Annotated in this window: 26 protein-coding genes; 14 read left to right on the top strand and 12 right to left on the bottom strand. The window is 64.1% G+C overall.

Features of this window, described 5'->3' with window-relative positions:
* The first annotated feature begins 58 nt into the window (after positions 1-58).
* Positions 59-409: an H-type lectin domain-containing protein gene (locus B6V73_RS09190; RefSeq protein WP_088725073.1), complete on the top strand. Its 351-nt coding sequence runs from the start codon at positions 59-61 to the stop codon at positions 407-409.
* Positions 410-505: 96 nt separating this feature from the next.
* Here the strand turns inward: B6V73_RS09190 and B6V73_RS09185 are convergent, their stop codons facing one another.
* Positions 506-2008, bottom strand: a complete 1503-nt coding sequence (locus B6V73_RS09185) for a CoA-acylating methylmalonate-semialdehyde dehydrogenase (RefSeq protein WP_075774507.1) — start codon at positions 2006-2008, stop codon at positions 506-508.
* A 115-nt stretch (positions 2009-2123) separates the two neighbouring features.
* Between B6V73_RS09185 and B6V73_RS09180 the strand changes: the two genes are divergently transcribed.
* The 3 genes from B6V73_RS09180 (at position 2124) to coaD (ending at position 4135) form a co-directional block, all read left to right on the top strand.
* Complete coding sequence (locus B6V73_RS09180; protein ID WP_075774508.1) at positions 2124-3023, top strand: LysR family transcriptional regulator; 900 nt, start codon at positions 2124-2126, stop codon at positions 3021-3023.
* Between the two features lie 89 nt (positions 3024-3112).
* Positions 3113-3547: a CBS domain-containing protein gene (locus tag B6V73_RS09175; RefSeq protein WP_075774509.1), complete on the top strand. Its 435-nt coding sequence runs from the start codon at positions 3113-3115 to the stop codon at positions 3545-3547.
* Positions 3548-3637: 90 nt separating this feature from the next.
* Complete coding sequence (gene coaD / locus B6V73_RS09170; protein ID WP_088721770.1) at positions 3638-4135, top strand: pantetheine-phosphate adenylyltransferase; 498 nt, start codon at positions 3638-3640, stop codon at positions 4133-4135.
* Here the strand turns inward: coaD and B6V73_RS09165 are convergent, their stop codons facing one another.
* The 7 genes from B6V73_RS09165 to purB form a co-directional block, all read right to left on the bottom strand.
* A complete protein-coding gene (locus B6V73_RS09165; protein WP_088725072.1) occupies positions 4136-4927 on the bottom strand; it encodes a YfdX family protein in 792 nt (263 codons plus the stop codon).
* A 240-nt stretch (positions 4928-5167) separates the two neighbouring features.
* Entirely contained in the window at positions 5168-6169 is a 1002-nt protein-coding gene (gene gap, locus B6V73_RS09160) for a type I glyceraldehyde-3-phosphate dehydrogenase (protein ID WP_088725071.1), read from the bottom strand.
* Between the two features lie 108 nt (positions 6170-6277).
* Positions 6278-6421, bottom strand: a complete 144-nt coding sequence (locus B6V73_RS20775) for a hypothetical protein (protein WP_088718884.1) — start codon at positions 6419-6421, stop codon at positions 6278-6280.
* A 31-nt stretch (positions 6422-6452) separates the two neighbouring features.
* Positions 6453-7454, bottom strand: a complete 1002-nt coding sequence (gene gap, locus B6V73_RS09150; protein WP_088725156.1) for a type I glyceraldehyde-3-phosphate dehydrogenase — start codon at positions 7452-7454, stop codon at positions 6453-6455.
* Positions 7455-7632: 178 nt separating this feature from the next.
* Positions 7633-8670 carry a FliG C-terminal domain-containing protein gene (locus tag B6V73_RS09145; RefSeq protein WP_240497058.1) on the bottom strand — a complete coding sequence of 346 codons (1038 nt, stop codon included), beginning with the start codon at positions 8668-8670 and terminating at the stop codon, positions 7633-7635.
* A gap of 135 nt (positions 8671-8805) precedes the next feature.
* A complete protein-coding gene (locus tag B6V73_RS20770; protein WP_157771572.1) occupies positions 8806-8958 on the bottom strand; it encodes a hypothetical protein in 153 nt (50 codons plus the stop codon).
* 100 nt (positions 8959-9058) lie between these two features.
* Positions 9059-10363, bottom strand: a complete 1305-nt coding sequence (purB, locus tag B6V73_RS09140; RefSeq protein WP_075774513.1) for an adenylosuccinate lyase — start codon at positions 10361-10363, stop codon at positions 9059-9061.
* Positions 10364-10434: 71 nt separating this feature from the next.
* Here purB and B6V73_RS09135 point away from each other — a divergent pair, with 71 nt between their 5' ends.
* On the top strand, positions 10435-10851 hold the full coding sequence (locus B6V73_RS09135; RefSeq protein ID WP_088725070.1) for a DUF6314 family protein: 417 nt from the start codon (positions 10435-10437) through the stop codon (positions 10849-10851).
* A 45-nt stretch (positions 10852-10896) separates the two neighbouring features.
* Positions 10897-11712 carry a DUF3445 domain-containing protein gene (locus B6V73_RS09130; RefSeq protein WP_088725069.1) on the top strand — a complete coding sequence of 272 codons (816 nt, stop codon included), beginning with the start codon at positions 10897-10899 and terminating at the stop codon, positions 11710-11712.
* Here the strand turns inward: B6V73_RS09130 and B6V73_RS09125 are convergent.
* The gene (locus tag B6V73_RS09125) at positions 11709-12023 is read right to left on the bottom strand and encodes a TM2 domain-containing protein (protein WP_075774515.1); all 315 of its coding nucleotides are present in this window, start codon (positions 12021-12023) and stop codon (positions 11709-11711) included. The two genes, B6V73_RS09130 and B6V73_RS09125, sit on opposite strands and share 4 nt — an antisense overlap.
* A gap of 396 nt (positions 12024-12419) precedes the next feature.
* Here B6V73_RS09125 and B6V73_RS09120 point away from each other — a divergent pair, with 396 nt between their 5' ends.
* Positions 12420-13103: a sugar transferase gene (locus tag B6V73_RS09120; RefSeq protein WP_088725068.1), complete on the top strand. Its 684-nt coding sequence runs from the start codon at positions 12420-12422 to the stop codon at positions 13101-13103.
* 77 nt (positions 13104-13180) lie between these two features.
* On the opposite strand, the gene B6V73_RS09115 is transcribed toward B6V73_RS09120, so the two are convergent.
* Positions 13181-13870, bottom strand: coding sequence for a metallophosphoesterase (locus B6V73_RS09115; protein WP_240497026.1), 690 nt, complete (start codon positions 13868-13870; stop codon positions 13181-13183).
* Positions 13871-14096: 226 nt separating this feature from the next.
* Here B6V73_RS09115 and B6V73_RS09110 point away from each other — a divergent pair, with 226 nt between their 5' ends.
* Together B6V73_RS09110 and B6V73_RS09105 are read left to right on the top strand one after the other, a co-directional pair.
* Positions 14097-15293 (top strand): glycosyltransferase family 4 protein, encoded by a 1197-nt coding sequence (locus B6V73_RS09110; protein WP_088725067.1) that lies wholly within the window; start codon positions 14097-14099, stop codon positions 15291-15293.
* Positions 15294-15475: 182 nt separating this feature from the next.
* Entirely contained in the window at positions 15476-15745 is a 270-nt protein-coding gene (locus B6V73_RS09105) for a hypothetical protein (protein WP_088725066.1), read from the top strand.
* Between the two features lie 5 nt (positions 15746-15750).
* Here B6V73_RS09105 and xrtD read toward each other — a convergent pair whose 3' ends face one another.
* Both xrtD and B6V73_RS09095 read right to left on the bottom strand, forming a co-directional pair.
* Positions 15751-17331 (bottom strand): VPLPA-CTERM-specific exosortase XrtD, encoded by a 1581-nt coding sequence (gene xrtD, locus B6V73_RS09100; RefSeq protein WP_088725065.1) that lies wholly within the window; start codon positions 17329-17331, stop codon positions 15751-15753.
* 81 nt (positions 17332-17412) lie between these two features.
* On the bottom strand, positions 17413-19938 hold the full coding sequence (locus tag B6V73_RS09095; RefSeq protein WP_088725064.1) for a tetratricopeptide repeat protein: 2526 nt from the start codon (positions 19936-19938) through the stop codon (positions 17413-17415).
* A 244-nt stretch (positions 19939-20182) separates the two neighbouring features.
* Here B6V73_RS09095 and B6V73_RS09090 point away from each other — a divergent pair, with 244 nt between their 5' ends.
* The 5 genes from B6V73_RS09090 to B6V73_RS09070 all read left to right on the top strand — a co-directional run bounded on the left by B6V73_RS09090 (position 20183) and on the right by B6V73_RS09070 (position 25092).
* Positions 20183-21139 (top strand): AAA family ATPase, encoded by a 957-nt coding sequence (locus B6V73_RS09090; RefSeq protein ID WP_168174881.1) that lies wholly within the window; start codon positions 20183-20185, stop codon positions 21137-21139.
* Positions 21139-22647: a hypothetical protein gene (locus B6V73_RS09085; protein WP_088725062.1), complete on the top strand. Its 1509-nt coding sequence runs from the start codon at positions 21139-21141 to the stop codon at positions 22645-22647. Before B6V73_RS09090 ends, B6V73_RS09085 begins: the two co-directional genes overlap by 1 nt.
* A 15-nt stretch (positions 22648-22662) precedes the next feature.
* On the top strand, positions 22663-23514 hold the full coding sequence (locus tag B6V73_RS09080; protein ID WP_088725061.1) for a CpsD/CapB family tyrosine-protein kinase: 852 nt from the start codon (positions 22663-22665) through the stop codon (positions 23512-23514).
* 114 nt (positions 23515-23628) lie between these two features.
* The gene (locus B6V73_RS09075; protein WP_088718872.1) at positions 23629-24507 is read left to right on the top strand and encodes a TIGR01459 family HAD-type hydrolase; all 879 of its coding nucleotides are present in this window, start codon (positions 23629-23631) and stop codon (positions 24505-24507) included.
* Between the two features lie 141 nt (positions 24508-24648).
* Complete coding sequence (locus B6V73_RS09070; protein ID WP_075774735.1) at positions 24649-25092, top strand: MaoC family dehydratase; 444 nt, start codon at positions 24649-24651, stop codon at positions 25090-25092.
* Positions 25093-25120 lie beyond the last annotated feature (28 nt).

Raw genomic sequence — 25120 nt, 5'->3', positions numbered from 1 at the left:
TATTGCCTGCAGTTCGAGTAAGCTCTGCCTCAGGTTGAAAGGAAAAGGCCCTCTCGCGATGATCACGATCGAAAGCCACCGTCTGGGAATGCAACGCGGCTCGCTCGTGCTGTTCTCCGATTTTCAGGATGGCGGCGCCATGTGGACGGGCGAGGGCCCGCGCGAGTTGCGCAAGAAGGTCGCCTTCCCCGAGCCGTTCCGCGCGACCCCGATGGTGCAGGTCTCCCTGTCGATGTGGGACGTGGACAGCAAGCACAATTCGCGGATGGATATCTCGAGCGACGGCGTCACGCCCGAGGGCTTCGTGATCGTCTTTCGCACCTGGGGGGACAGCCGCGTGGCACGTGTGCGTGCCGACTGGCTGGCGTTGGGCGGGGCCTCGCATGAGGATGATTGGGATATCGACTGAGCCGCGTCGATAAGGCCGACGAAAAACGCCCCGCCGATCGGCGGGGCGTTTTCCTATGTGTGGGGGAGGGCGGTTCGCAAACCGCCCGTCTCAAGATCAGTCGAGCGCTTTGAAGTTGAGCGCTGCGCCTTCGTCCTTGATGCCCGAGAACCAGCGCGCCGTGACGGTCTTGGTCTTGGTGTAGAAGCGGAAGGCGTCCGGGCCGTACTGGTTGAGGTCGCCGAAGGCCGACTTCTTCCAGCCGCCGAAGGTGTAGTAGCTCAGCGGAACCGGGATCGGGAAGTTGATGCCGACCATGCCGACATTGACGTTCGCCGCGAAGTCGCGAGCGACGTCGCCATCGGCGGTGTAGATCGCGGTGCCGTTGCCATAGGGGTTGTCGACCACCAGATCGAGCGCCTCGTCATAGGACTTCGTGCGCACCATCGACAGGACCGGGCCAAAGATTTCCTCTTTGTAGATGTCCATGTCGGGGGTGACGTTGTCGAAGAGCGACGGGCCGACGAAGAAGCCGTCCTCATAACCCTGCAGCGAGAAGTCGCGGCCATCGACCACGAGGTTCGCACCCTGCTCGACACCCGAATTGATGAGCGACTTGATCCGCTCCTGCGCCTGCTTGGTGATGACCGGACCGTAGTCCACGTCGTCGCCGCCGGTATAGGGGCCGACTTTCAGCTTCTCGATTTTCGGCACGAGACGCTCGACCAGCGCATCCGCCGTGCCGTCACCCACCGGAACCGCGACCGAGATCGCCATGCAGCGCTCGCCAGCGGCGCCGTAGCCCGCGCCGATCAGCGCGTCGGCGGCCTTGTCCATGTCCGCATCGGGCATGATGATCATGTGGTTCTTCGCACCGCCGAAGCACTGCGCGCGCTTGCCGTTGGTGGCGGCGCGACCGTAGATGTATTGCGCGATCGGGGTCGAGCCCACGAAGCCAACGCCCTGGATCGTCTCGTGATCGAGGATCGTGTCCACAGCTTCCTTGTCGCCGTTGACGACCTGCAGCACGCCATCGGGAAGACCGGCTTCCTGCGCCAGTTCAGCGAGCATGATCGCGGTGGTCGGCACGCGCTCGGACGGCTTTAGGATCATCGCGTTACCGGCCGACAGCGCCGGGCCCATCTTCCAGAGCGGGATCATGGCGGGGAAGTTGAACGGCGTGATACCGGCCACGACGCCCAGCGGCTGACGCATCGAGTAGAGGTCGATACCGGGGCCTGCGTCGCCCGTGTATTCGCCCTTGAGCATCGCCGGCGCGCCCATGCAGACCTCGATCACTTCGAGGCCACGCTGCACGTCGCCCTTCGCGTCGGGGATGGTCTTGCCGTGCTCTTTCGACAGAGCCTCGGCGAGCTTGTCCATGTCGCGTTCGATCAGCTGACCGAATTTCATCATCACGCGGGCGCGGCGCTGCGGGTTGACCTTCTGCCACTCCAGCTGCGCTTTCGCGGCGTCCGCGATCGCTGCGTCGAGCTCGGCCGGGGTGGCCAGTGCGACCTTGGCGATCTGCTCGCCGGTAGCGGGGTTGAAGACTTCGCCGAAGCGGCCCGAAGTGCCCGCAACGCGCTTGCCGTTGATCCAGTGACCGATTTCTTCCATGAGACGCTCCTCCTACAGATAATCTTGGCTTGAGCGCACTCTAGCCTTGCGAAAATGAGCATAAAAGAGGAAGTAGCTCAAAAGCGTTTTGCGTTTTTGCAAAGAGGGGCGTGGTATGGATTGGGACGATCTGCGGATTTTCCTTGCCGTCGCGCGGGCCGAGAGCCTGTCGGGTGCGGGGCGGCGATTGAAGCTGGACGCGGCCACCGTGGGGCGTCGGATCGCGCGGCTCGAAGAGGGGATGGGCGCGAAGCTTTTCGTGAAGTCGCCGCAGGGCTATGCGCTTTCCGAGTCCGGGGATCGGCTCCTGCCGCATGCCGAAGCGGCGGAGCAGGTCTTTGCGGGCGCGGACGAGGAAATGTCCGGGATCGCGGGCCAGTTGACCGGCCAGCTGAGGATCGGCGCGCCCGATGGCTGCGCGAATTACCTTCTACCGCAGGTCTGCGCGAAGATCGCCGAAGAAAATCCGGGGCTGGAGATTCAGGTCGTCGCCCTGCCGCGCGTCTTCAACCTCTCGAAGCGTGAGGCGGATATGGCGATCGCGGTATCGCGCCCGACGGCGGGCCGTCTGACCGTGCAAAAATTGAGCGATTATCATCTCAGCCTCGCCGCCCATCGCGACTATCTCGCGAAAGCGCCGCCAATTACCTGCAAGGAGGATCTCCGTCATCACCGGATGATCGGCTACATCCCGGACATGATCTTCGACAAGGAACTCGACTATTTCGCCGAGACCGAGGCAGAGGTGATGGGGCTCGCCTCGAACTCGGCGGCGGTGCAGACGCGGATGATCGAGGCAGGTGCGGGTGTTGGGATCGTGCATGATTTCGCGCTTCCCTTCGCCCCCGGGGTGCAGCGGGTGCTGGGTGGCGAGATCCGGCTCAACCGCGCCTTTTGGTTGATCCGCCACGCGGATGATCGCCGTTCCGAGCGATTGACGCGCTTCGCGGAGGCGCTGGGGCAGGGGCTTCGCGATGAGGTTGCACGGCTCGAACACGCTGCGGTTGAAATATAACTGTTGGCCCCGTGAACCGCAAAGCCGTTGACAAATCTATGAAAGCAGTGGGACGCTCGAGTCTACACGACCTTTTCAGGGAGACGTCGATGCAGGTGATGCAGATTCTCAAGAACAAGGGCGAGATGGAAATTTTTACCGTCGCCCCGGACATGAAGCTGAGCGAGGTAATCGCCAAGCTTGCCTCGAAACGCATCGGTGCGGTGATCGTCTCGCAGGATGGCGAAACCGTGGACGGGATCGTCTCGGAGCGCGATGTCGTGCGCGAGATCGCCAAGCGCGGTGCGGAGTGTCTGGTGATGACGGCCGCGGATGTCATGACCCGTGACGTCAAGCACTGCGCCCCGATGGACAGTACCGAAGAGGTGATGAGCCTTATGACCGAGGGCCGTTTCCGCCACATGCCGGTGCGCGAAAATGGCAAGATGGTCGGTGTGATCTCGATCGGCGACGTGGTCAAGGCGCGCCTGAACGAGCTTCACATGGAGAAAGAGTCGCTTCAGGGCATGATCATGGGCAACTGATGCCGCATTGCAGCACCTTCCCGCTTGCATTTGATTGCGCAATATAGTTGCGTGCGCTGAGCTTTTTGGCGGGCGACGAGGGAGGATGCCATGCGGATCGGTCTTTACCCCGGAACTTTCGATCCGGTCACGCTGGGTCACCTCGATATTATCGAGCGCGCGATGGCTCTGGTGGATCGGCTCGTGATCGGGGTCGCGATCAACCGTGACAAGGGGCCGCTTTTCCCGCTCGAGGAACGCGTCGCCATGCTTCAGGAAGAATGCGCCAAGATCACCGACCGCCGCGGCGGCGAGATCGTCGTGCATCCTTTCGAAAACCTGCTGATCGATTGCGCCAAGGATGTCGGCGCGACCGTGATCGTGCGCGGGCTGCGTGCGGTGGCCGATTTCGAATACGAGTTCCAGATGGTCGGAATGAACCGCGCGCTCGATTCCTCGGTCGAGACGGTGTTCCTTATGGCCGATGCGCGGCGGCAGGCGATTGCTTCGAAACTGGTGAAGGAAATTGCGCGGCTCGACGGGGATGTTTCGAAATTCGTCACCCCCGCCGTGCGCGATGCCTTGATCAAGGCTTACGCCAACCGCTGATCAGCCTTTCGAGGCTGACTTGCCGGATTGCTGCGATTTCTGCTGCATCTGGGTGCTGCCGCTCGCATTCGCGGATGCTTTGGAGGCGTTGCCCGCCTGCTGCGGCAGGTTGTCGAGCCCCCATTGATCGATCACGACGGAATCCTCGACGCCTTTCAGCGCGAGGTTCGCCTCGTAGTAATTGCCCGATTTGATCAGCTTGGACGCATCCTGCAGATGGGTGAGCGAAGACTTCGCGGGCACCAACGCCGCCGAGATCGACACATCGATATCGTTATCCTTCAGCGTCTTGGCCGCCGCCTTCGCATTGCCTTTCGCCATCTGCTGATTGGCCTTGCCGACTGCCTTCTGGTTCTCCGGCGTCACGGTGAAGCTCTCGCCAAGCGCGATGGAGCTGTCGAAGGGCAGGTAGGTCACGCCTTTCGTGCCAGCCTTCGAGGGCACGCCCCATTGGCTCTCGGCTTTCTCGGCGGCCTGCATTTTCGCCGTGGCGTCCTTGGTCATCTTCGTCGCCATGTCGGTATTGCCGTCGAAGATCGCCAGCCGCGCGGCGCGTACTTCGCGCATCGCGGTGTAAGCGTCGTCGACCGTGGTCAGCAATTCCTTGTCGGTGGAACTCGCCGTGGTCTGCGAGACCGCGTCATTACTTTGGCTCTGGCTGCTCTGGATCGCGCTCCCCCCGGAATTGCTGTTGGAATTCGTCGTGGCCGCGGAGGCCATCTCGAAGCCCGCGGGACCCGCGATCAGCGCGGAGGAGAGGGCGAGGGCGAGGAATTTCTTGCTGCGTTCCATGGGATATTCCCTTTCGTGATGGGGTTCAGCTAAGGCGGAGCCGCCGGGCGGCGCGCTCCATGACCCTGAAACGTCCCCGATTTCAAAGGGTTCTATCACCACGCATCAAGGCTCACGGCGCGCCCGAGAGGGGCCGTGCGCCCTCTGTGAGCCGTGTGTGAGAGGTGAACGCGAAAAGGGCGGCCCAACTTGGACCGCCCTTCGTCATCTTCGCCTTGCCGGGGCAGCGCCCCGATCACGTCAGATCAGCTTGCCCATCGCGACGGCGGTATCCGCCATGCGGTTGGAGAAGCCCCATTCGTTGTCGTACCAGCTCAGGATGCGGACCATGCGGCCCTCCATCACCTTGGTCTGATCCATGTGGAAGATCGACGAATGCGGGTCGTGGTTGAAGTCGCTGGAGACGTTGGGCTTGTCGGTATAGCCGAGGATGCCTTTCAGCGGGCCGTCCGCGGCGGCGCGGATCGCGTTATTGATCTCTTCGACACTGGTGTCTTTCGCAGCTTCGAAGACCAGATCGACGACCGAGACGTTCGGGGTCGGCACGCGGATCGCGACGCCGTCGAGCTTGCCGTTGAGCTCCGGCAGCACGAGGCCCACGGCCTTGGCCGCGCCGGTCGAGGTCGGGATCATCGACAGTGCCGCGGCGCGGGCGCGGTAGAGATCCTTGTGCATCGTGTCCAGCGTCGGCTGGTCGCCGGTGTAGCTGTGGATCGTGGTCATGAAGCCCTTCTCGATCCCGATCGCATCGTTCAGGACTTTCGCGACCGGCGAGAGGCAGTTCGTGGTGCAGGACGCGTTCGAGACCACGAGGTCGTCCGCGGTCAGCGCGCCGTCGTTGACACCGAACACGATCGTCTTGTCAGCGCCGCTGGCCGGGGCCGAGACCAAAACCCGCTTCGAGCCGTTCTCGAGGTGGAAGGCTGCCTTTTCGCGCGCGGTGAAGATACCGGTGCATTCCAGCGCGACATCGACATCGCCCCAGGGCAGTTCTTTCGGGTCGCGGATCGCGGTGACCTTGATCTTGCCGCGGCCAGCATCGATCCAGTCTTCGCCGGTCGTGACTTCCTGCGGGAATTTGCCGTGCACGGAGTCGAATTGCAGCAGATGCGCGTTCGTCTCGACCGGGCCGAGATCGTTGATCGCGATCACCTCGATATCGGTGCGACCCGACTCGATGATCCCGCGCAGCACGTTGCGGCCGATGCGACCGAACCCGTTGATGGCAACTTTAACCGTCATATCCGTCTCCTCTGGCTGGCTGCCCGGCAGGGAGTTGCACGGGCAGGTCTTCCGTTAACGCTAACAAGCGCGTTCAGCGCCAAAGGTCAACGGGGTTACACCCTGAAGCTAGCGCCAGAACGCGACATATTGAACGAGATCGACGATTTTTTTCGCCAGAAAGAGCAGGATCCGGCCGTCATCGGCCAATACATCCGCCAGAATGAGAAATATGAGGAGGCCTCCAAGCCAGAGCGCGATCCGATTGGTCATCTATTCCCTTCGCGCGCCCTTGCCCGGCGCGTCAATGCACAAGTCGCCCCATCGCCCCGGCCACATCGGCCATCCGGCAGGAGAACCCCCACTCGTTATCGTACCAGGCGAGGACGCGGACAAGCTTGCCCACGACCTTGGTCTGGTCCGGCGCGAAGATAGAGGATTGCTGGGTGTGGTTGAAGTCGATCGAGACTTTCGGCTCGGGGTCGTAGCCCAGCACCATGCCCATGTAGCCGGCGGCGGCTTCGCGGACGATCTCGTTCACCTCCTCGCGGGTCACGGACTTGCGGGCCTCGAAGGTCAAATCAACTGCGGAAACATTGGGGGTCGGAACGCGCAGCGCGGTGCCGTCGAGTCGGCCCTTCAACTCGGGCAGCACTTCTCCCAAGGCTTTGGCAGCGCCGGTCGAGGTCGGGATCATCGCCATCGCGGCGGCGCGGGCGCGGTAGAGATCCTTGTGGCGGCGGTCGAGCGTGGGTTGATCGCCGGTATAGGAGTGGATCGTCGTCATCACGCCCGATTCGATGCCGATCGCGTCGTTGAGCACCTTGGCGAGCGGGGCGAGGCAGTTCGTGGTGCACGACCCGTTCGAAACGACGTGATGCGCCTGAGTCAGTTCGCGATGGTTGACGCCGTAGACGACGGTCTTGTCGGCATCGCTCGCGGGCGCGGAGACCAGCACCCGCTTCGCGCCGCGACCCAGGTGGACTGCGGCCTTGTCGCGGGCGTTGAACTTGCCGGTGCATTCGAGGACGACATCGACGCCGTCCCAGTCGAGTTCTTCCGGATCATAGGTCGACATCACGTCGATCGGGCCGCGCCCGAGGTCGAGCGTGTTGCCCGCGACTTTCACCTGTCCGCCGAACCGGCCGTGGACGGAGTCGTATTTCAGGAGATGCGCGTTGGTCTCGATCGGGCCGGTGGCGTTGATCTTGACGACCTGCACGTCGTTGCGTGCGGCTTCCGCGATATGCGCGAGCGTGCAGCGCCCGATGCGGCCGAAGCCGTTGATGCCGATGGTGACGGTCATGATGATCTCTCCGAAGCGCGTGATTTCGGCGCTGGATACCATTGCATGCAGAGTGAGAAAAGGTTTTGAAACAGTATGTTAGCGTAAACACGCGGTGTTTGCGATAACATTTCGGGGCAGGGCGGGACTTTGAGGTGAAGGGCTTCGCCAGACGGGACTCTGCGACAGAATCTTTCGTTCAATCCTCATCCTCCGCGACGAGGAATATCTCGCCCGCCGCTTCCATCTCCCGAATGGCGGCGACGACCGCGCTCATCGCCTCTTCGGCGTCTTTCTCCTTCACCTTGCCGAGATTCGCCATTTCGTCGCGCAGCGATTGCGCCATGCGTTGGGACATGTTCGTGAGAATGAACTCTGCCGAGGGTTTAAGCGACCCGGTCGCCCCGGCAAGTGCGACGGTCAGCTGCGCCTGATCGACGACTCGGAGCACCTTCGGGATATCGCGCGCGTCGATGCGGGCGGGGATGTTGGCAAAGGTGAAGATTGCCTTCTTCACCTCGTCGGCGAATGTCTTGTCCTCCTCCTCGAGCCCCTTGAGCACCGCGTCGCGGGTCGCAGATGCGGAGTAGTTCAGGATCGCGCCGACCCTTTCCACAGGACCGGAATCGAAGGCTTTCGGTGGGGCGGCATCGAGTTGCGCGGCAAGCGCCTGCCCGATGCGCAGCACCGTTTCCGGCGCGACATTCCCGGTCAGCGAGACGGCATAGGCGATCCGGCGCGCCTTCTCTCCCGGCAGGAGACCAAGCAGCTCCGCCGATTTCGCGACCGAGAGCTTCGACAGCATCACGGCGCCCACCTCGACGCTTTCGCCTTCCAGCACGGGTAGAAGTACCTCTGCCGAGAGGCCCGCGATCCGCTGCCACGGGTCGCCCCGGGAGGAGCCGAGGGCCAGTCGGCGCAGTCGGTTCGACGCCGAGGGCGAAAGCTGCCCATCGAGCAGAGACAGCGCCCCTTCCAGCCCACCGGGGAAGGCGAGGCCGACCGCCTCCAGTTCTCCGCAGAACTCCTCGACCACGCTGACGACGGTGTCGCGATCGACGAGGCGCAACTGCGCCACGGTCTCGGTCAATTCGGTCTGTTGATCGTCGCTCAACTCCGTCAGCGGAAGTTTCAGCCCTTCGGAGGCGAGCAGCCGCACGATGATCGCAGCTTTCTGGCGCCGCGACAGCGGCCCGGGGCGGGCAGCTTTGTCGCTGGCCGAGTCGGACCCGGGCATATGGCCGAGCGCCATGGGCGCGATCGCATTCACCGCGAGAACCTCCGTGCTGGGCATCGGCCGCGCGGGCGGCCAATGCGGTTTCGCGGTCAGCTTTGCACGGAGGACGTTAAGACGGACTTACCGTCTCAGCGGTCAGCTGGATTGCAGGACGCAGGCATTCGCGTCCTTATCCCAGACCTTGCCCTGCGGGCAGGACATGGAGGCCTGATGATCGCCGTAGCATTCGGCGGAAGCCACGAGCGGGGCGAAGATCAGCACGGTGGCTGCAAGGATGGTTCGGATCATCTGCAATCTCCCTTTGCCAGATGCCCTAGGGTAAGCCCGAATCACGCGCGCCGCCTATAGTCTGTCGACATAGGCGGCGCGAAACGGGCTTGGGTCTCGATTATTCGCCGAAAACGCGGGCAAAAATCGTGTCGACATGCTTGGTATGGTAGCCCATGTCGAATTTTTCGTTGATGCCGTCCACGCCGAGCGCGGCCACGACGTCCTTGTCGGCCAGCAGCTGCTCGCGGAAATCGACGCGGTCTTCCCAGACCTTCAGCGCATTGCGCTGCACCATCGCATAGGCGTCTTCGCGCGATACGCCAGCCTGGGTCAGCGCCAGCAGGACGCGCTGGCTCATCACAAGGCCGGGGAACTTGTTCATGTTCTCCAGCATGTTCTCGGGGTATATAATCATCTTGTCGACGACACCGGCGAGACGGTTCAGCGCGAAGTCCAGCGTCACGGTGGCGTCGGGGGCGATCCCGCGCTCGACCGAGCTGTGCGAGATGTCACGCTCGTGCCAAAGCGCCACGTTCTCCATCGCCGGGATCACGGTCATCCGCACGAGGCGGGCGAGGCCGGTGAGGTTCTCGGTCAGGACCGGGTTCTTCTTGTGCGGCATCGCCGAAGAGCCCTTCTGGCCCATCGAGAAGAATTCCGCGCCTTCGAGCACTTCGGTGCGCTGCATGTGGCGGATTTCGATCGCGACGTTCTCGATCGACGAGGCGATGACGCCCAGCGTCGCGAAGAACATCGCGTGACGGTCGCGCGGGATCACCTGCGTCGAGATCGGCTCGGGGCGCAGACCCAGCATCTTGCAGACATGTTCTTCGACGCGCGGGTCGATATTGGCGAAGGTGCCGACAGCGCCCGAGATCGCGCCGGTGGCGACTTCTTCGCGGGCGGCCGCGAGGCGCGCCTTGTTGCGGTCCATCTCTGCGTAGAAGCGCGCGAAGGTCAGGCCCATCGTGGTGGGCTCGGCATGGATGCCGTGGGAGCGGCCCACGCGCACCGTGTCCTTGTGCTCGTAGGCGCGCTTCTTCAGCGCGGCCAGAACCTTGTCGAGATCGGCCAGCAGGATATCGGCGGCGCGTACCAGCTGCACGTTGAGGCAGGTGTCGAGCACATCCGACGAGGTCATGCCCTGATGGACGAAGCGCGCTTCGTCGCTGCCCACGTGCTCGGCCAGATGGGTGAGGAAGGCGATCACGTCATGCTTGGTGACGGCTTCGATCTCGTCGATGCGGTCGACGTCGAATTCGACATCCTTGGCCTTCCAGACGGCCTCGGCATTCTCTTTCGGGATCACGCCCAGCTCGGCCTGAGCGTCGCAGGCATGCGCCTCGATCTCGTACCAGATCTTGAACTTGGTGGCGGGTTCCCAGATGTCGACCATCTCTTTGCGGGCATAACGCGGGATCATCGGCGGCCTCTTGATTGCGTGTGGTTGCGCGCTTGTTAGACTGCACCTGCCTTTGGGGCAAGGGAGAGCCAATGCCGCAGCTGTCGGATTTCGAGGGGGACTGGGTGCTGACGCGCCGTATTCTGCATGCGGATGGCACCGAGGCCCGGTTCGAGGGCCGCGCCAGTTTCGCGCCCGAAGGGGTCGGGTTGCATTATCGCGAGAGCGGCGAGTTGATGATGCCGGGCGGCCAGAGCTTTCATGCCGAGCGCAGCTATTTCTGGCGGCTGGAGGCGGGGCAGATCGCGGTCGCGTTCGAGGATGGGCGGCCTTTCCACAGCTTCGATCCACTGAAGCCCACCGCAAGCCATTGGTGCGATCCCGATGACTACCGCGTCAGCTACGATTTCGAGGCCTGGCCCGCATGGCGGGCGATCTGGCGGGTGCAGGGGCCGCGCAAGGATTACGAGATGATCTCGGACTATGTGCGCAGCGCGGGGCCGCCCTGACGAGGGCCTCTTGTCGAGGGCCGCGGCGCGCGGCAATCTGCGGGGATGAAAGACCTTGTCGCCACACCGATCCTGCAAAACCGCCTGAGCTTCGCGCCCTGGGCCGATCCACGCACGCGGCGGCTGCCGGGTGTGATCCCGGTGACATATGAAGATTGGCTTGAGGTCGATGATGCCTACGCCGCCCAGATGGGCCTGCGCGACCGGCTGATCGGGGAGGCGCGCGATCTGGTGCTGGGCCTGTCGGAGCACGGACGTCCTGCGGCGGAAGAACTCTACGATCTGATCCTGCCGATGCTTCCGGCGCTGGGATTTGCCTGCAGTGCCGAGACGGTCACGCGGCCCGATGGGGCGGTGGTCGCGCTGGATCGCACGGACCCGCTCGCCACGCTCGGGCGGCTGCTGCAATGCGATCTATGCCTGATGGAAGCCGACCCCGACGCGTTCGGCCATACCGAGCATGTGCTGACCGGCGGTGTGCTGTGTTTTCCCTCGGGCTGGACGCTGCGCGAGAAATTCATGCGCCCGATGATGCGCATTCACGAGCCGATCGAGATCTACACCGACGATCTCGGCAAACGGGTGCAGCGATTGCTCGATGGGGTGCGTGAGGGCAGGGGGCTGATGCGGGGCACCGCCTCGCGCTCTGCCGCACATCTGCACGATCCGCGCTCTGAATACGAATTCGCCCACGCGCCCGCCGACGCCCCTTATATTAGGGTGGAGCGGCAATGCCTGTTCCGGCTGCCGCGCACGAATGCCGTGGTCTTCTCGATCCACACGCAGGTCGTGCGACCGGAAAGCCTCAGCCCGGATCAGGCGCAGGCGTTGGCCGAACACCCGATCCGGCAAGCAGATTAAGCTTCCTGCATCAGCCGCCAGCGCGTCTCTGCCATATCCTGCGAGACCATGCCGGGGATCAGCAGCGCGTCGATCAGCCACCACAGGCCTGCAAGGCCGAGCGGGATGAAGCCGATCAGGATGGGCGACAGAAGCGTGCCGATCCCGGTCAGCGCCAGCATCACCACGCCGGAGAAGACGCGCCCCATATACATCCGGTGCACGCCAAGCATGGGCAGCATGAACCACAGCACATAGCCCAGCAGGGCCGACTTCTTCTCATTCGCGACGCGCTGCTCGATATAGAGCGCGCGGGCATCGTCTCGGGTCATGTTAATCTCCATAACATCTTCCCAGCCGATATGGGCAATTGCGCCGCGGGATCAAGAGGGGGCGAAAATTCCGCCATGGCGGCGGGGCGACGCAGGCGTCCGGTTTTATAAGTCTTTAACCAAAGGTTACCTAAGGGCTGCGTAGCGCTATTCGCCTTATGCGCGAGTGCAGAGAGGCTGCGGATTGCCGCAGTTAGGAAGAAATGTAACATATAAAACAACAAGATAAAAAACGGTGATCAACGACTTGTGATTTTTTGTCGAGATCCGTTTATGGGCCGGAGCCGCAACAATTGGCGGCTTTCGTCACAATTATGGACGAATCAAAGGTAAAAACCGGGTTAAAGAAAAGCGGGCTCGAAAGTTCGCACTTTGAGGCAGTCAATAGGGAAGAAAATGTCGGATCTCTCGACCAACTTCGAACTGGCAAATGCGACGGGCGCGACCCGGACAGGAGCGCGTATTCTGCGCTACGAAGGCATGGGAAAGCGCCTGTTCGACATTTTCGCCGTGGTCGCGATCCTTCCGGTTCTGCTGCCGCTGATCGCGCTTCTGGCGCTCGCAGTGCGCGCCGATGGCGGTCCCGCCTTCTATTCGCAGATACGCGTCGGGCAGGGCGGCAAGCGGTTCCGCTGCTACAAGCTGCGCACCATGCATGTCGATGCCGAGGCGCAGCTCGTGCGTATGTGCAACGAAAACCCGGCGCTTGCGCTGGAATGGTCGGTGAACCAGAAGCTCGACGACGATCCGCGGATCACGCGTATCGGCCGCTTCCTGCGCCGCACCAGCCTCGATGAGCTGCCGCAGTTCTTCAACGTGCTCTTCGGTTCGATGAGCCTTGTGGGGCCGCGCCCCTTCATGCTCGATCAGGAGGCTAGCTACAAAGGCGCCATGGGCCGGGCCTATTACAAGATGCGCCCCGGCATCACCGGGCTGTGGCAGGTCGCCGGGCGTTCGACCACCGCCTTCGTGGACCGTGTGCGCTTCGACGAACGCTACTACGCGAAACTGTCGCTGCTGACCGATCTGTGGCTCTGCCTGATGACCGTCGCCGTGGTATTGCGCCAGACGGGCAAATAATTCCGACACCGGTTGCGAGAGAGAGAGACGGCTTGTAACCTGCCAACGGGCGCTCCCATCGGGGCGCCCGTCTTGGTTCAATTCGCGACTTGCAGGAAGCGCAGCCCGCCCTTGTCGAGCCATGCCGCGCTCAGGAGCCCGGTTTCATAGGCGCCGGTATCAACTGCAATGCGGCCCTGATCGGCCATGGGTTGATCGACGACCCAATGGCCGAATGCGATCCAGACCCCGTCGCGCCGGGTCATCTGTCCGAAACGGGGATGGCCCCAGAGCAGCGCATCGCGGCTTTGGCGTTCCATCGGGTGATAGGGATCGGCCCCGGCATGGGTCGCGGCGAACCGCCCCTCGCGCCACATCGCGGGCCGCGCATCGAGCCAGGCCAGCAGATCGGGCCCCAGCGCACGCGCGAGATCCATCCGCACCGCGTCGAGCACCTCGAGATCGGTCTCGTTGGGATCGGGCGGCGCGATGCCATAGCTTTGCAGCGTCTGCGCCCCACCGACGCGCAGCCAACCGGCCGTGCGTGCGTCGGGCGCGAGCAGGAAATCGAGCATCATCCGCTCGTGATTGCCCATCAGACAGATCATCCGCGAGGGGTTGGCAAGCTGCGCCGCGTGCAGCGTCGCGAGCACCCGCGCCGAATTCGGGCCGCGGTCGATCATGTCGCCGAGCGTGATGATCCGGGCCTTTGCGCCTTCCGGTTCCTGCCCGATCCGCTCGAACATCTTGGCCAAGAGATCTGCGCGGCCGTGAAGGTCCCCGATCACGCAGATCGGCGCCTCCGGACGGGGCAGACCATTGGGTGCCGAGGAGGGAGCGGTCTCTGGTTTGAGACGGGAGAGTAGAGAGCGCAACATATGGGGAAATCCGGAGTTATGCGGGGTGGAAACCAACGCGTGGCTGGGACATAACCGTCGCAAGACGTGAGCGAAAGGGGCTCACATAAAAATGGGCGGCAAACCGCCCCCGTGGCAAGGGCGGGTCTTAAGCGGCATGGCGAGACGCATTCTGATCGTGGTGGAGAACCTGCCGGTGCCGCTGGATCGCAGGGTCTGGCTGGAGGCCACGACATTGCGCGCGGCGGGCTACGAGGTCTCGGTGATCTGTCCGATGGGGCGCGGCTGGGACGCGGCTTATGAAGAGATCGAGGGCATCCATATCTACCGCCATCCCGCACCACCCGAAGCCCATTCCGGCGCGGTCGCCTATGCGCGGGAATACTGGCACGCGATCAAGGCGTGGTTCCGGCTGGCGAAACAGGTGAAACGCGAGCGCGGCTTCGACGTGATCCAAGGCTGCAACCCCCCTGATCTGATCTGGCTTCTGGCCTGGCGCTATCGCCTCTCGGGCGTGCGCTACATGTTCGACCACCACGACGTCTGCCCGGAGCTGTTCGAGGCCAAGTTCGGCAAGAAGGGGCTCCTCTGGGCCGTGATGCGCATCTGGGAGCGGATCACCTTCGCCAGCGCCTCGGTTTCGATGGCCACCAATGAGAGCTTCCGCAAGATCGCGATCACCCGCGGTGGCATGGCCCCCGAGGACGTCTTCGTCGTCCGCTCCGCCCCTCGTGTCGAGACCTTCCTGCCCGGACCCGGCGATCCCGCCTACCGCAGGGGCGCGAAGACCGTGCTTGGCTATATCGGCGTGATCGGGCAGCAGGAGGGGATGGACCTTCTGGTTCAGGCGGTGGAGCATCTGGTGCGCAAACTCGGCCATACCGATCTACATGTGGTGATCGTGGGCTTCGGCCCCGAACTGCCTAACGTGGAGGCCGACGTCGCCGCGCGGGGCCTGAGCGAGTCTTTCACCTTCACCGGCCCGCTTTACGGGGAGGATATGCTCGCGGCGATGAATGCGATCGATATCGGCGTCGCGCCCGATCCGAAAAACGCGATGAACGACATTTCCACCATGAACAAGGTCATGGAATACATGACGCTCGAGAAGCCTTTGGTGCAGTTCGACCTGACCGAAGGGCGGGCCTCTGCAGGGGAGGCCGCGCTTTATGCACGTGCCAACGATCCGAAGGACTTCGCCGCCCGGATCGCGGCGCTGATCGAGGCGCCCGAGCGCGCGCGTTCGATGGGTCGGCTGGGCCGAGCGCGGGTGCTCGATGCGCTGTCCTGGGATTTCTCGGCGCGACAGCTCCTTGCGGCCTATGATCGGATATTCTCCAAGATGGAGAAATAAAGCCTGAGATCAGGCGAAACTGTTTCTCCTAAATCGTTACTTTCGCTTGATTTTCGCCAAGATTCCAGTTGCGCGCGGCCCCAATTGCGCCACAAACTCAAGGGGCGAGCAGCGTTGCGGTTCGCGCTGTTTCATTCGGCATTCGGCTTGGATCCTGTATGGCGCATTGGAGGACATCGGCGGTGGCGTTTGCCGCACTGGTTGTGACCGGTGTGGCCAGCTCTTCTTTCGCGGGTGATTTGCGCGAAACCGCTCCGGCTTCGATGCCCGGTCAGACGGGCCGCTCGCTTTACGATCCGGTGGCCCATGCGCTCGCGATCGGGCTGACGCCTGCGATGGCAGATGCGCGCGTGGACCGCGCGATCAAAGCCGTGGAAACATGTCCGCTCGTCTTCGACACCCGTAACCCGATCCCGGGTTGCTGGGGCGGGACCGTCGCGCTGGGCTCGTAGGCCCGTCACTCCGGAATAGAGGCGCTCAGCCTGGGCAGGGACTGCCCGATGAAACGTGTAAGGCGCCGGTCGGCCGCGCGGATATCCTCGTCGCGGCGGATCGGCGTGACATAGCGTACCAGCGCGCCATCGGTTCGTCCGCGCGTGAGACCATCCGCGATCACCGACAGCTTCGCGCGCCAGTCACTCGTCATCGCGCGGCCACGTCCGTCGAACCAGTAATACACCAGTTGCCTGTTGAGCCCCTTGGTGATGATCGCGCGGTTGACCTCGAAGGGGGCGCGATGGGGCAGGGCGATGCGATGCGGGCGGAAGGCGCTGACCTCCCAGCCGCCGACGGGCAGGCACACCTCGGGCGAATGGATGCCGTCGCCCTGGCTCTGATCGGCATACCAGGCGACGAACAGGTTCACCGGCGCGTTCTGAGCGGGATCGGCATAGACGGCGTTGAGATAATCGCTCGCCGCTAGGACTTGCTCGGTCGCAGGCTCCAGCGGGCGGCGCGTGCCCTGCCAGCTGTCGATCTGCGTCGGGAAGGACGACAGGGGCGCGCGCTCCGGCGGGAGCGTCGTCATTTGCGGCAGGCCCGACCAGAGCGCCAGCGCCACACCCGTAAGGACGAACGCCAGCCCCAGATCGCGCGACGGTGCGAGATTGCGCAAGCGGCGTGCCTCAGGCGCAAAGCGGCGATAGTCCAGATCGAGCGCCTCGGAGAGCGGTTTCGGCTCCGCCACCAGCCGCTGCAGCCCGATCGCGGTGAGGCTGAGGATGGCGATCGCCGCGCCGAAGATCACCCAACCCTCGAAGACATGCAGAAAGCCCTCGGCCTGCTCGATGCCGTAAGCGTCGACGAGGATCGCGACCATGCCGATGCGCAGCGAATTCAGAAACACCGTCAGCGGCGCGGCCATCGCGAAGAGCACCGCCTTATGCCAGAACGGCCCGCGATAGAGAATTCCGAACAGGTAGGAAAAGCTGAGGATCGGGAAGAGGTAACGCAGCCCAGAACAGGCATCGGCCACCTGCAGCTTGTAGACGCCGAGGTCGATGACGTTGCCGCTCAGATGCACTGGAATGTCAGCGGCGCGCACCAGCATCACACCCAGCTCGGACGAGACGAGCTGGAGGGCGATGGTGAGTTTCCAGTAGAGGATCTGCGGCAGCGGCAGCATGAAGATCAGATGCAGCACCGGCTTCCAATGGCGTTTGCCCGCCTGCCAGCCCATGCTCAGCAGCACCACGCCCATCGTCCAGATAATCAGCGCATAGGTCACGAGGTCGGCGATCTGCGCGCGCGCGCCGAAGACAGCGAGGGAGAGCGCCACTGCGATCACCGTGACGCCTTGCCAGCGTTGCGGGCGGGCGTCCAGTTGCAGCGGCGCGTGGTGCAGTTCGCGCGCGAAAAGATAGAGCGAAATCAGCGGGATCAGCGGCCCGTGGCTGTATTCCGGCGTGGACCACGCGGCCCCGAGGCTCGCCAGCCCCAATGCGAAGAACGGATAGGAAAGGACGGCCAGCGAAAGCAGACCGAGCGTGCCCCATGGCAGGGCACGCACCTCGCGCAGAGGGGGGCTCGTGGTGATCATCTCGACTGCTCGCTCATAGGCCGTCTGACGCGGCGCTTTCACATGAGCTTACCCTGCGAGAGCTTTGATCCAAAGACAAAATCAGCGCTGGTCCGGGGCCCGGCGCGGGGTGTTGCCCGACGAGCCCGCCCGCGCGGTCCCGGTCAACGCTGCAAGCTGCTCCTGCGCGCCTTGCATGGCGGGCGGCAGTGGCGCGCCGGCCAAGCGCAGCGCATCGCGCAAGGCGGCCTCGGCCAGGTCTGTCTCTTCCAGCGCGATCAGCACGGCGGCGTAGTGATATTGCGCCAGCGCGTTCTCCGGCAGCCCGGCCGCGGCAGCGGCAAGAAGGGGGCGCGCGGCGCCGTAATTTCCCAGCCGGTATTCTGTCCAGCCATAGGTGTCCTTGAAGGCAGGTTCAGGTCGCTCGCGGAAGCGTTTCGCGATCCGGGCCGCGCGCTCGAGGCTGGGCCGGTCGTCGCGATGGCTGCTCAGCAGGCTCGCAAGGTTATTGGCGACAATCAGGTCGCTGCTGTCGCGCGTGTAGAGATCGTCATAGGTCGCGATCGCCGCGTCGAACCGGCCCGATTTCTCTTCCGACCGCGCCCGGTAGAGCAGTAGCACCGGATCGGCCTGCGGAGCCTTCTCCAGAGCGGTCTGGATCACCGCAAGCGCGTCGCCTTCGCGCCCTTGGGACGCAAGCAGGCGATAGAGCTGGCGCGCGGGACGCGGATCGGCGGGGGCTTCATGCATCAGTGTGCGCAGCGCCGCCTCCGCCTGATCGGTGTCGCCCCGGATCGCGGAGAGATTGGCCGCCAGCAGGCGCAAGCCGCGATTACCGGGCTGTTGCTCCAGTTGAGCGTCGAGATAGGCGCGGGCCTCGGCCCCACGTCCGGAGGCCAGTTGCGCCTGCACCACCGCCGAGACCGCCGCTGCGGAGACTGCCGTGGCCGTGGTGATGCCGTCGTCGCCGGGGCCGGACGCCTGCACCAGAGTTTTCAACGTCTCTATCGCGCTCTCGCTTCGCCCGCGCCCGAGGAGGATCGCGGCACGGATCGACTGCGCCAACCCCTCGGTGCCCGGCGCGGCAAGCGCGGCGAGCCGGTCGGCACTGCGATGGGCGAGTGCCCAGTCGTGATCGGCCAGCGCCAGATCGGCCTGTCGCTTGAGCAGGCCCGGGCTGTTCGGAGTGACCTCCACGGCCTCGGCCAGAACCGTCCGCGCGGCACTGGCGCGGTCGTGCGCGAAAAGGAAATCGACATAGCGGATCGCCTCCGGCGCGGCGCGGCCCGCCGCGTCATAGGCTTGGCTGAACTGCCCCAGCGCGAGATCGGGGGCGCCGTCGCGCAGATAGGTCTCGCCCAGCAGGGTCAGGGTCTGCGGGTTGTCGGGGGACTGTTGCAAGGCGCTGCGCAGATCGGTGATCGCGAGATCGGTGCGATCTTCCTCGATCCGCCAAGTCGCGCGCTGTTGCAGGGCAGGGACGTTTGTCGGGTCGGTCTTCAGGATGGCCGCAATCTCGGCCTTCGCCTTTTCGCGTTGCCCGTCGTGGTCGAGCATACGGGCGTAAGCGGTGCGGACCTGACGCATCTCCTCGCTGTCGGGATGGCGGGTGATAAGTGCCTGCATCCGCGCAAGCGCCGCTGCCCGGTCACCCGCCTGAAAATCCAGATCGGCGCGCATCGCGGTGAAGATCGCCTCGTTCGGCTCGCCCTGCGACTGCGCGATCAAAGAGTCGAGTTCCGCCCGCGCAGCGTCGGCCCCTTTTGCGCGGGCCAGAAAGCGCACCAGTTCCAGATAGCCGCTCGTCTGCCGGTCGCGATCGGTCGTGAGCTTGTGCAGGAAGCGCGCGGCCCCCGCCGGATCGTCGCGCAGCACATACCATGCGATCAGCGCGGTGCGGGTCTTCGTGTCCTCGGGAAACAGCCTCTGCATCACTTCGAGCTGCGCGCCGATCTCGGCGCTTGAGCCCTGTTTCGAGATCAGCTCCAGCTTAAGGACCTGCAAACGGTATTGCGCCGGGTCGCGGGTCAGCGCGGCATCGAGGGCTGTAAGCGTCGCCGCGTCATCGCCTTCCGCGTTTCGCGCGTCGATCAGTACGTGCCAGCCGGTCAGGATCTCCGGATGCGCTTCGGTCAGTGCTTCGGCCGTCGCTGCGATCTCGGAGCGGCGCGCGGTATCGCGCGACAGGTTCGCGTCCCGCAGGTCGAGCGCAAGTTGCACCGCCTGCGCGCCGGGATCGTCGGGCGCGAGTTCCTTGACCGCGTCCACCTCTTCCTGCGCGCGGGGCAGGTTGCCTGTGCGCAGCGACAGCTCCGCAAGGATGCGATGGACATCGACGGTCTCTGGATATTGTTCGAGAAGGCGCAGATACTGGCTGAAGGCTTCCTGCAGCCGTCCCTGCGCCAGCAGCAGATCGGCATAGGCGCGCCGCGCGGCCTTATGCGTGCCGTCATATTCGAAGACATTGCGCAGCTCGACCATCGCGCGGACCGGATCGCCTTCGGCCAGAAGCGTCTGGGCCGATTGGTAATGGGCCTCGGCCTTGTCGTCGTCACTCTTGCAACCGCTCAATGCGAGCGCTGCGCAAAGCGCGAGACAGCTCGCGCGCGCATACTGGTATCGGGGCATCTGTCTTGCCTGTCTGCTGCTGCGCTCTGATCGGCGCTTGGCAAGAAGGCTAGCTGCTGCGACGTCAACTATAAAGAGATTTGAACATCCTACCCCTGTCTAAAAGGCCAGTTTTTCGAGGGATAGACGCGTTTTTGCGACAGTTTGGCCGTAACTTCTCACGATTTCCTCACGAATTCTTGCGAAGTGCGGGGGGATGCCGCTTACTGGCGCAAATCCAAGAGGCCAAAGGCCCGGTACAGGCATGAACGAAATCTACACTGAATTCTTCGGACTGGCGGAGCGACCTTTTTCGCTGCTGCCCGATCCCGACTTCCTGTTCTGGTCGCCAGAGCACAAGCACGCGGCGACGATGCTCGAATACGGGCTTTTCTCGCGCGCGCCGATCACGCTCATCACGGGAGAGGTGGGGGCGGGCAAGACGACGTTGCTACGTCACCTGATGGCGACCATCTCCGAGGATGTAACGATCGCTCTGGTCTCCAACGCGCGGGGCTCGCGCGATGACGTGATCCGTTGGATCATGCTCTCGCTCGGCCAGCGGGTGGAGGCGGGCGAGGATTACGTCCTGATCTACGATCGGTTCCAGCAGCTTCTGATCCAGGAATATGCTGCCGGGCGGCGCGTGGTGGTGGTGATCGACGAGGCGCAGAACCTCGATGCGGGCGTGCTCGAAGAGCTGCGCATGATCACCAATATCAACGCCGACAAAGACGAGCTGGTGCAGCTGATCCTGATGGGGCAGCCGGAACTGCGTGACCTGATCGCGCGGCCAGAGCTGCGCCAGTTCGCGCAGCGTGTGTCTTCCGGCTTCCATCTCGGGCCGATGCCCGCCGATTGCGCGCAGCCCTATGTCACCCATCGCCTGCGGGTTGCAGGTGCGACGCGGGAGATATTCACCCCCGAGGCCGCACAGAAACTGCACGCCCATTGCGGCGGCCTGCCGCGGCTGATGAACCAGCTGGCCGATCTGGGCATGGTCTATGCCTATTCGGCGCGTTCGGAGGTCGTCACCGGCGAGATCATCGACAGGGTGATCGAGGACAATGTCTTCTATCTCCCGGTCGAGACGCAGCGCGCCAAGCCGCGCGTGATCGCACCCGCGCCGATCTCTGCTGCAAGCGCTGGGCATGCCGGCCTTGCGCCCCGTCCCTCACAGCCGGAGCCCGCGCCCGCCTTTCTGCACAGGGGAGGGCGCTGATGCGGGAGCTCCGCTTCTACGCGGCCCTGTTCGCCCGGCGGATCCACTGGCTCTTGCTGGCGGTGCTGCTGGGGGCGCTTGTCGGGCTGGCGGCCGGACGGATGATCACACCGATCTACGAGGCCAGGGCGCTTCTGGTTGTCGAAGGCGATCGCATCCCCGACCGTCTCGCCGCCTCGACCGCGCACACCGATACCAACGCCAAGCTGCAGGTGATCCGCAAGCGCGTGCTCTCGCGTGAGAGCCTTCTCGACATGGCGCGTCGGATGGCGCTGTTTCCGGACCTGCGCACCGAGACCGGCGCGCGCGATGCCGACGCAGTGTTCGAGGCGCTGAAGAATTCGGTCGCGATCGAAATTTCAGAGCAGAGCAGATCGCGCTCCGCCCCCAAGGACGCGACTTTCATGACGGTGTCTTTCCGCGCCGGCGCTCCGGCCCGCGCCGCGCGGGTCGCGAACGAGCTGGTGACGCGCATTCTGAAGGAAGACGCCGATATTCGCACCAAGGCCGCGCGCGATACGCTCGATTTCTTCTCGCGCGAGGTGGATCGGCTGGAGGCGGAGCTGTCGAAATCCTCCGCTGCGATCTTGCAGTTCAAGCAGGAGAACGGCGACGCGCTGCCCGAGGAGCTGCCGCTGCTTCGCGACCGTCTCGCCGCGGTGCAGGCGGACGCGGAGACCCGGCTCGCGCATGTGAACGAGACCGAAACGGAGATCGACCGGCTGGTGCGCCTGCGCGAGGCGGCAGGGCGCAAGGTCGACCGCGACGCGATCTACCCGCCCGCAGCCCGCGAACTGTCCCGGCTGGAAGCGCAGCGCGACGCGCTCAAACCTCTTCTGCCCGCTGATGACGCGCGCCTCGCGGCGCTGGGGGCGCAAATTCAGGAGTTGTCGCAGCAGGCACAGCTACCGCTGCCGAAAGCGAAGTCGGCCTTCGAGAACCGTCTGCGCGAGTTGACCGATGCGCTTTTCGTGGCGCAGGCTGCGGGCGAGGCCGCTGACTTGAAGATGACGCAGCTTCGCGAAGCCATGGCGAAAGTGCCCGCCAATGCATCGGCGCTCGAAGCGCTGCGCCGCGATCACGACAATCTCGCTGATCAGTACGACAGCGCCGTGCAAGCGCGCGCGGTGGCCGAGACGGGCGACACGATCGAGTCGCTGGCCAAGGGCGAGAAGCTGACCGTGATCGATCAGGCGGTGGCACCGGGCGAGCCGGTGAAACCCAACCGCAAGACGCTGGCGCTGGCCGGGGTCGGAGTGGGGCTACTGCTCGGCCTCGTCGCGATCGCGCTGAAGGAATTGCTCAGCACCGGTATCCGTCGCCCCGAAGACCTGCAGCGCCATTTGGGCATCGCGGCTTTCGCGACGCTGCCTTATCTGAGCGCGCCCGAAGACGCGCGCCGCCGTCGCCGCAAGGTGGCGGTCTCCGGCTCGATGGTCGGCGCAGCGTTCATCGCGGTCGTGGTGCTGTTCAGCGCGTTCTACATGCCGCTAGACCGGCTGTTCTGAGGCAAGGAGAGCGAGATGGCCGAAAGACTTCGAGATGCGATTGCCAAGGCCCGGGCCGCCCGCACCGGGCGTACGGCGTTCGAGCCTGCCGCGCGCGCGCCAGCGTATCAGGGCAGTGACAGTCTCACCGCGGACGCGTGGCAGGCGCTGACGCCGATTGCCCCGAACCTCGGGCGACTGCGCGGCAAGCGCATCGTCAGTCCCGACAGCAGCGCCGAGAGTGCCCCGATCGACCTGATGCGCACGAAGATCGTGCAGCAGATGCGGGCCAATGGCTGGCGGCGGCTGGCGATCACCTCGCCCTCGGCAGGCTGCGGGAAATCCACCGTCGCACTCAATCTCGCGCTGAGCCTCGCACGGCAAGAAGAGCGGCGCACCCTGCTCATCGAGGCCGATTTCCGCAAGCCCTCGCTTCTTAAACTGCTCGACGCGCCGCGCGGCCCGCAGGTTTCCGACGTCTTCGCAGGGGAAGCCGAGTTCGCCGATCACGCGCTGCGTCTGGGCGCCAACCTCGCGATCGGAGCAAACAGCAAACCGGTCGCGACCCCGGCCGAGCTGATCCAGTCGCGCCGCGCGACCGAGGCGCTGGAGCGGATCGAGGCTATCTACGCCCCCGACCTTATGATCTTCGACACCGCGCCCGTGCTTGTCAGCGACGATACGCTCTCGCTCGCCGCCCATGTCGATTGCGTGCTGATCATCGCCGCGACCGAAGAGACCACGATCCGGGAAATCGACATCTGCGAGCGCGAGCTGGCCGAGCGTACCAACGTGATGGGCGTCGTGGTCAACAAGTTCCGCTTCGCGGCCCCCGAATATGGCTATGCCTATGGTTACGGTTACGGGGTCGTTTCGGACGCGAACTGAGCGGTGCGCCGCTTTGCCTTCCGTCACGCCCGTGCCATATAGCCTCGGTAAGCGAGCGAGGTCCCGCAGGCCGAGGCTTCGGACCGCGCCAAACCCTGCTGACGAAAGGCCGATATGACCCGCATCATCTCTTCTCTCTCCGAGATTTCCGACTCGTATGACGCGCTGTTCTGCGATCTGTGGGGCTGCCTGCATAACGGGGTCGAGGCTTTCCCCGGGGCTGTCGCGGCGCTGCAGGCGTTTCGCGCGAAGGGCGGCAAGGTCGTCCTCCTGACCAACGCGCCGCGTCCGTCGAAGTTCGTGATGGAGTCACTCGACAAGCTGGGCTGTCCGCGCGACGCCTATGACCTCGTCGTCTCTTCCGGCGATGCCGCGCAGGATGCGATGTTCGCGGGCGCCGTTGGCAAGAAGGTCTGGCATCTGGGGCCATCCAAGGATGACGGCTTCTTCACCGAGGTGCCGGAAGAATGGCAGGGGCAAGCCGAGATCACTCGCGTCGATTTCGACGATGCAGAGGGTATCGTCTGCACCGGTCCCTTCGACGAGGTGAACGAAGTTCCCGAGGATTACCGCCCGAAATTCCTGCTGGCGAAGATGCGCGAGTTGCCGATGCTCTGCGCGAACCCCGATATCGTCGTGGATCTGGGCGACAAGCGCATCTATTGCGCAGGCGCTTTGGCCGCGCTCTACGAGGAAATGGGCGGCGAGGCGATGTATTTCGGAAAGCCCCATCCGCCGATCTACGATCTCGCGCGGCGCAAGTTGAGCCGTCTGGGCGGCGCGGAGGATGCGCGCATCCTCGCCATCGGCGACGGGATCAATACCGATGTGGCCGGCGCCGCGGGGGAGGGGATGGATTGCCTCTTCATCACCGGCGGTCTGGCGCATGACCAGTTCGGCGCCGATCCGCAGAACCCCAATCCGGAGCTGCTGCGCACCTGGCTGGAGGCGCGTCAGCGCGATCCACTCTACAGCATGGGGCAACTGACCTGAGCGGAGCATCGAATTCCCTACGTAACTTTGTTGCGACTTTTGTCTCGGTAGGGTAAAAAAGTTGCGCAGGCGCCTTGCCTGTGCTCTGCCGCATGTGCTATGCCGCAGTGCAACATGAACTTCCGGCTGGGACCTATGGATATGCTCGACAACCTGCCCCGTGGCACGATCTGCATCGAAGATCTGGAAATCGGCATGGTGCGCTACCTCCGCAAGGAGGTCACCGACCGCGACATCGAGATGTTCGCGGAGGTTTCCACCGACCATAACCCGGTCCATCTGGACGATGCCTATGCGCAAGACACCATTTTCGAGGGTCGAATCGCGCATGGCATGCTGACCGCGGGTCTGATCTCGGCGGTGATCGGCGAGCAGCTTCCCGGTCACGGCACGGTCTATCTGGGCCAGTCGCTCAAATTCATGGCCCCCGTGCGCCCGGGCGATGTGGTCTACGCCGAGGTCAAGGTCACGGCGATCGACCATTCGCGTCGCCGTGTCACGCTTGAAACCCACTGCGCGGTGGGCGATACGGTGGTCGTGAAAGGCGAGGCGCTGGTTCTGGCGCCCTCGCGCAAGTTCGACTGACCCGGCGACCTCGCCGGAGGGCGGGGTG

This window comes from Thioclava sp. JM3, from assembly GCF_002213185.1.
Lineage (GTDB): Bacteria > Pseudomonadota > Alphaproteobacteria > Rhodobacterales > Rhodobacteraceae > Thioclava > Thioclava nitratireducens.
Note: the sequence above shows the minus strand (reverse complement) of the source record. Positions and strands in the feature narration are given on the sequence as shown.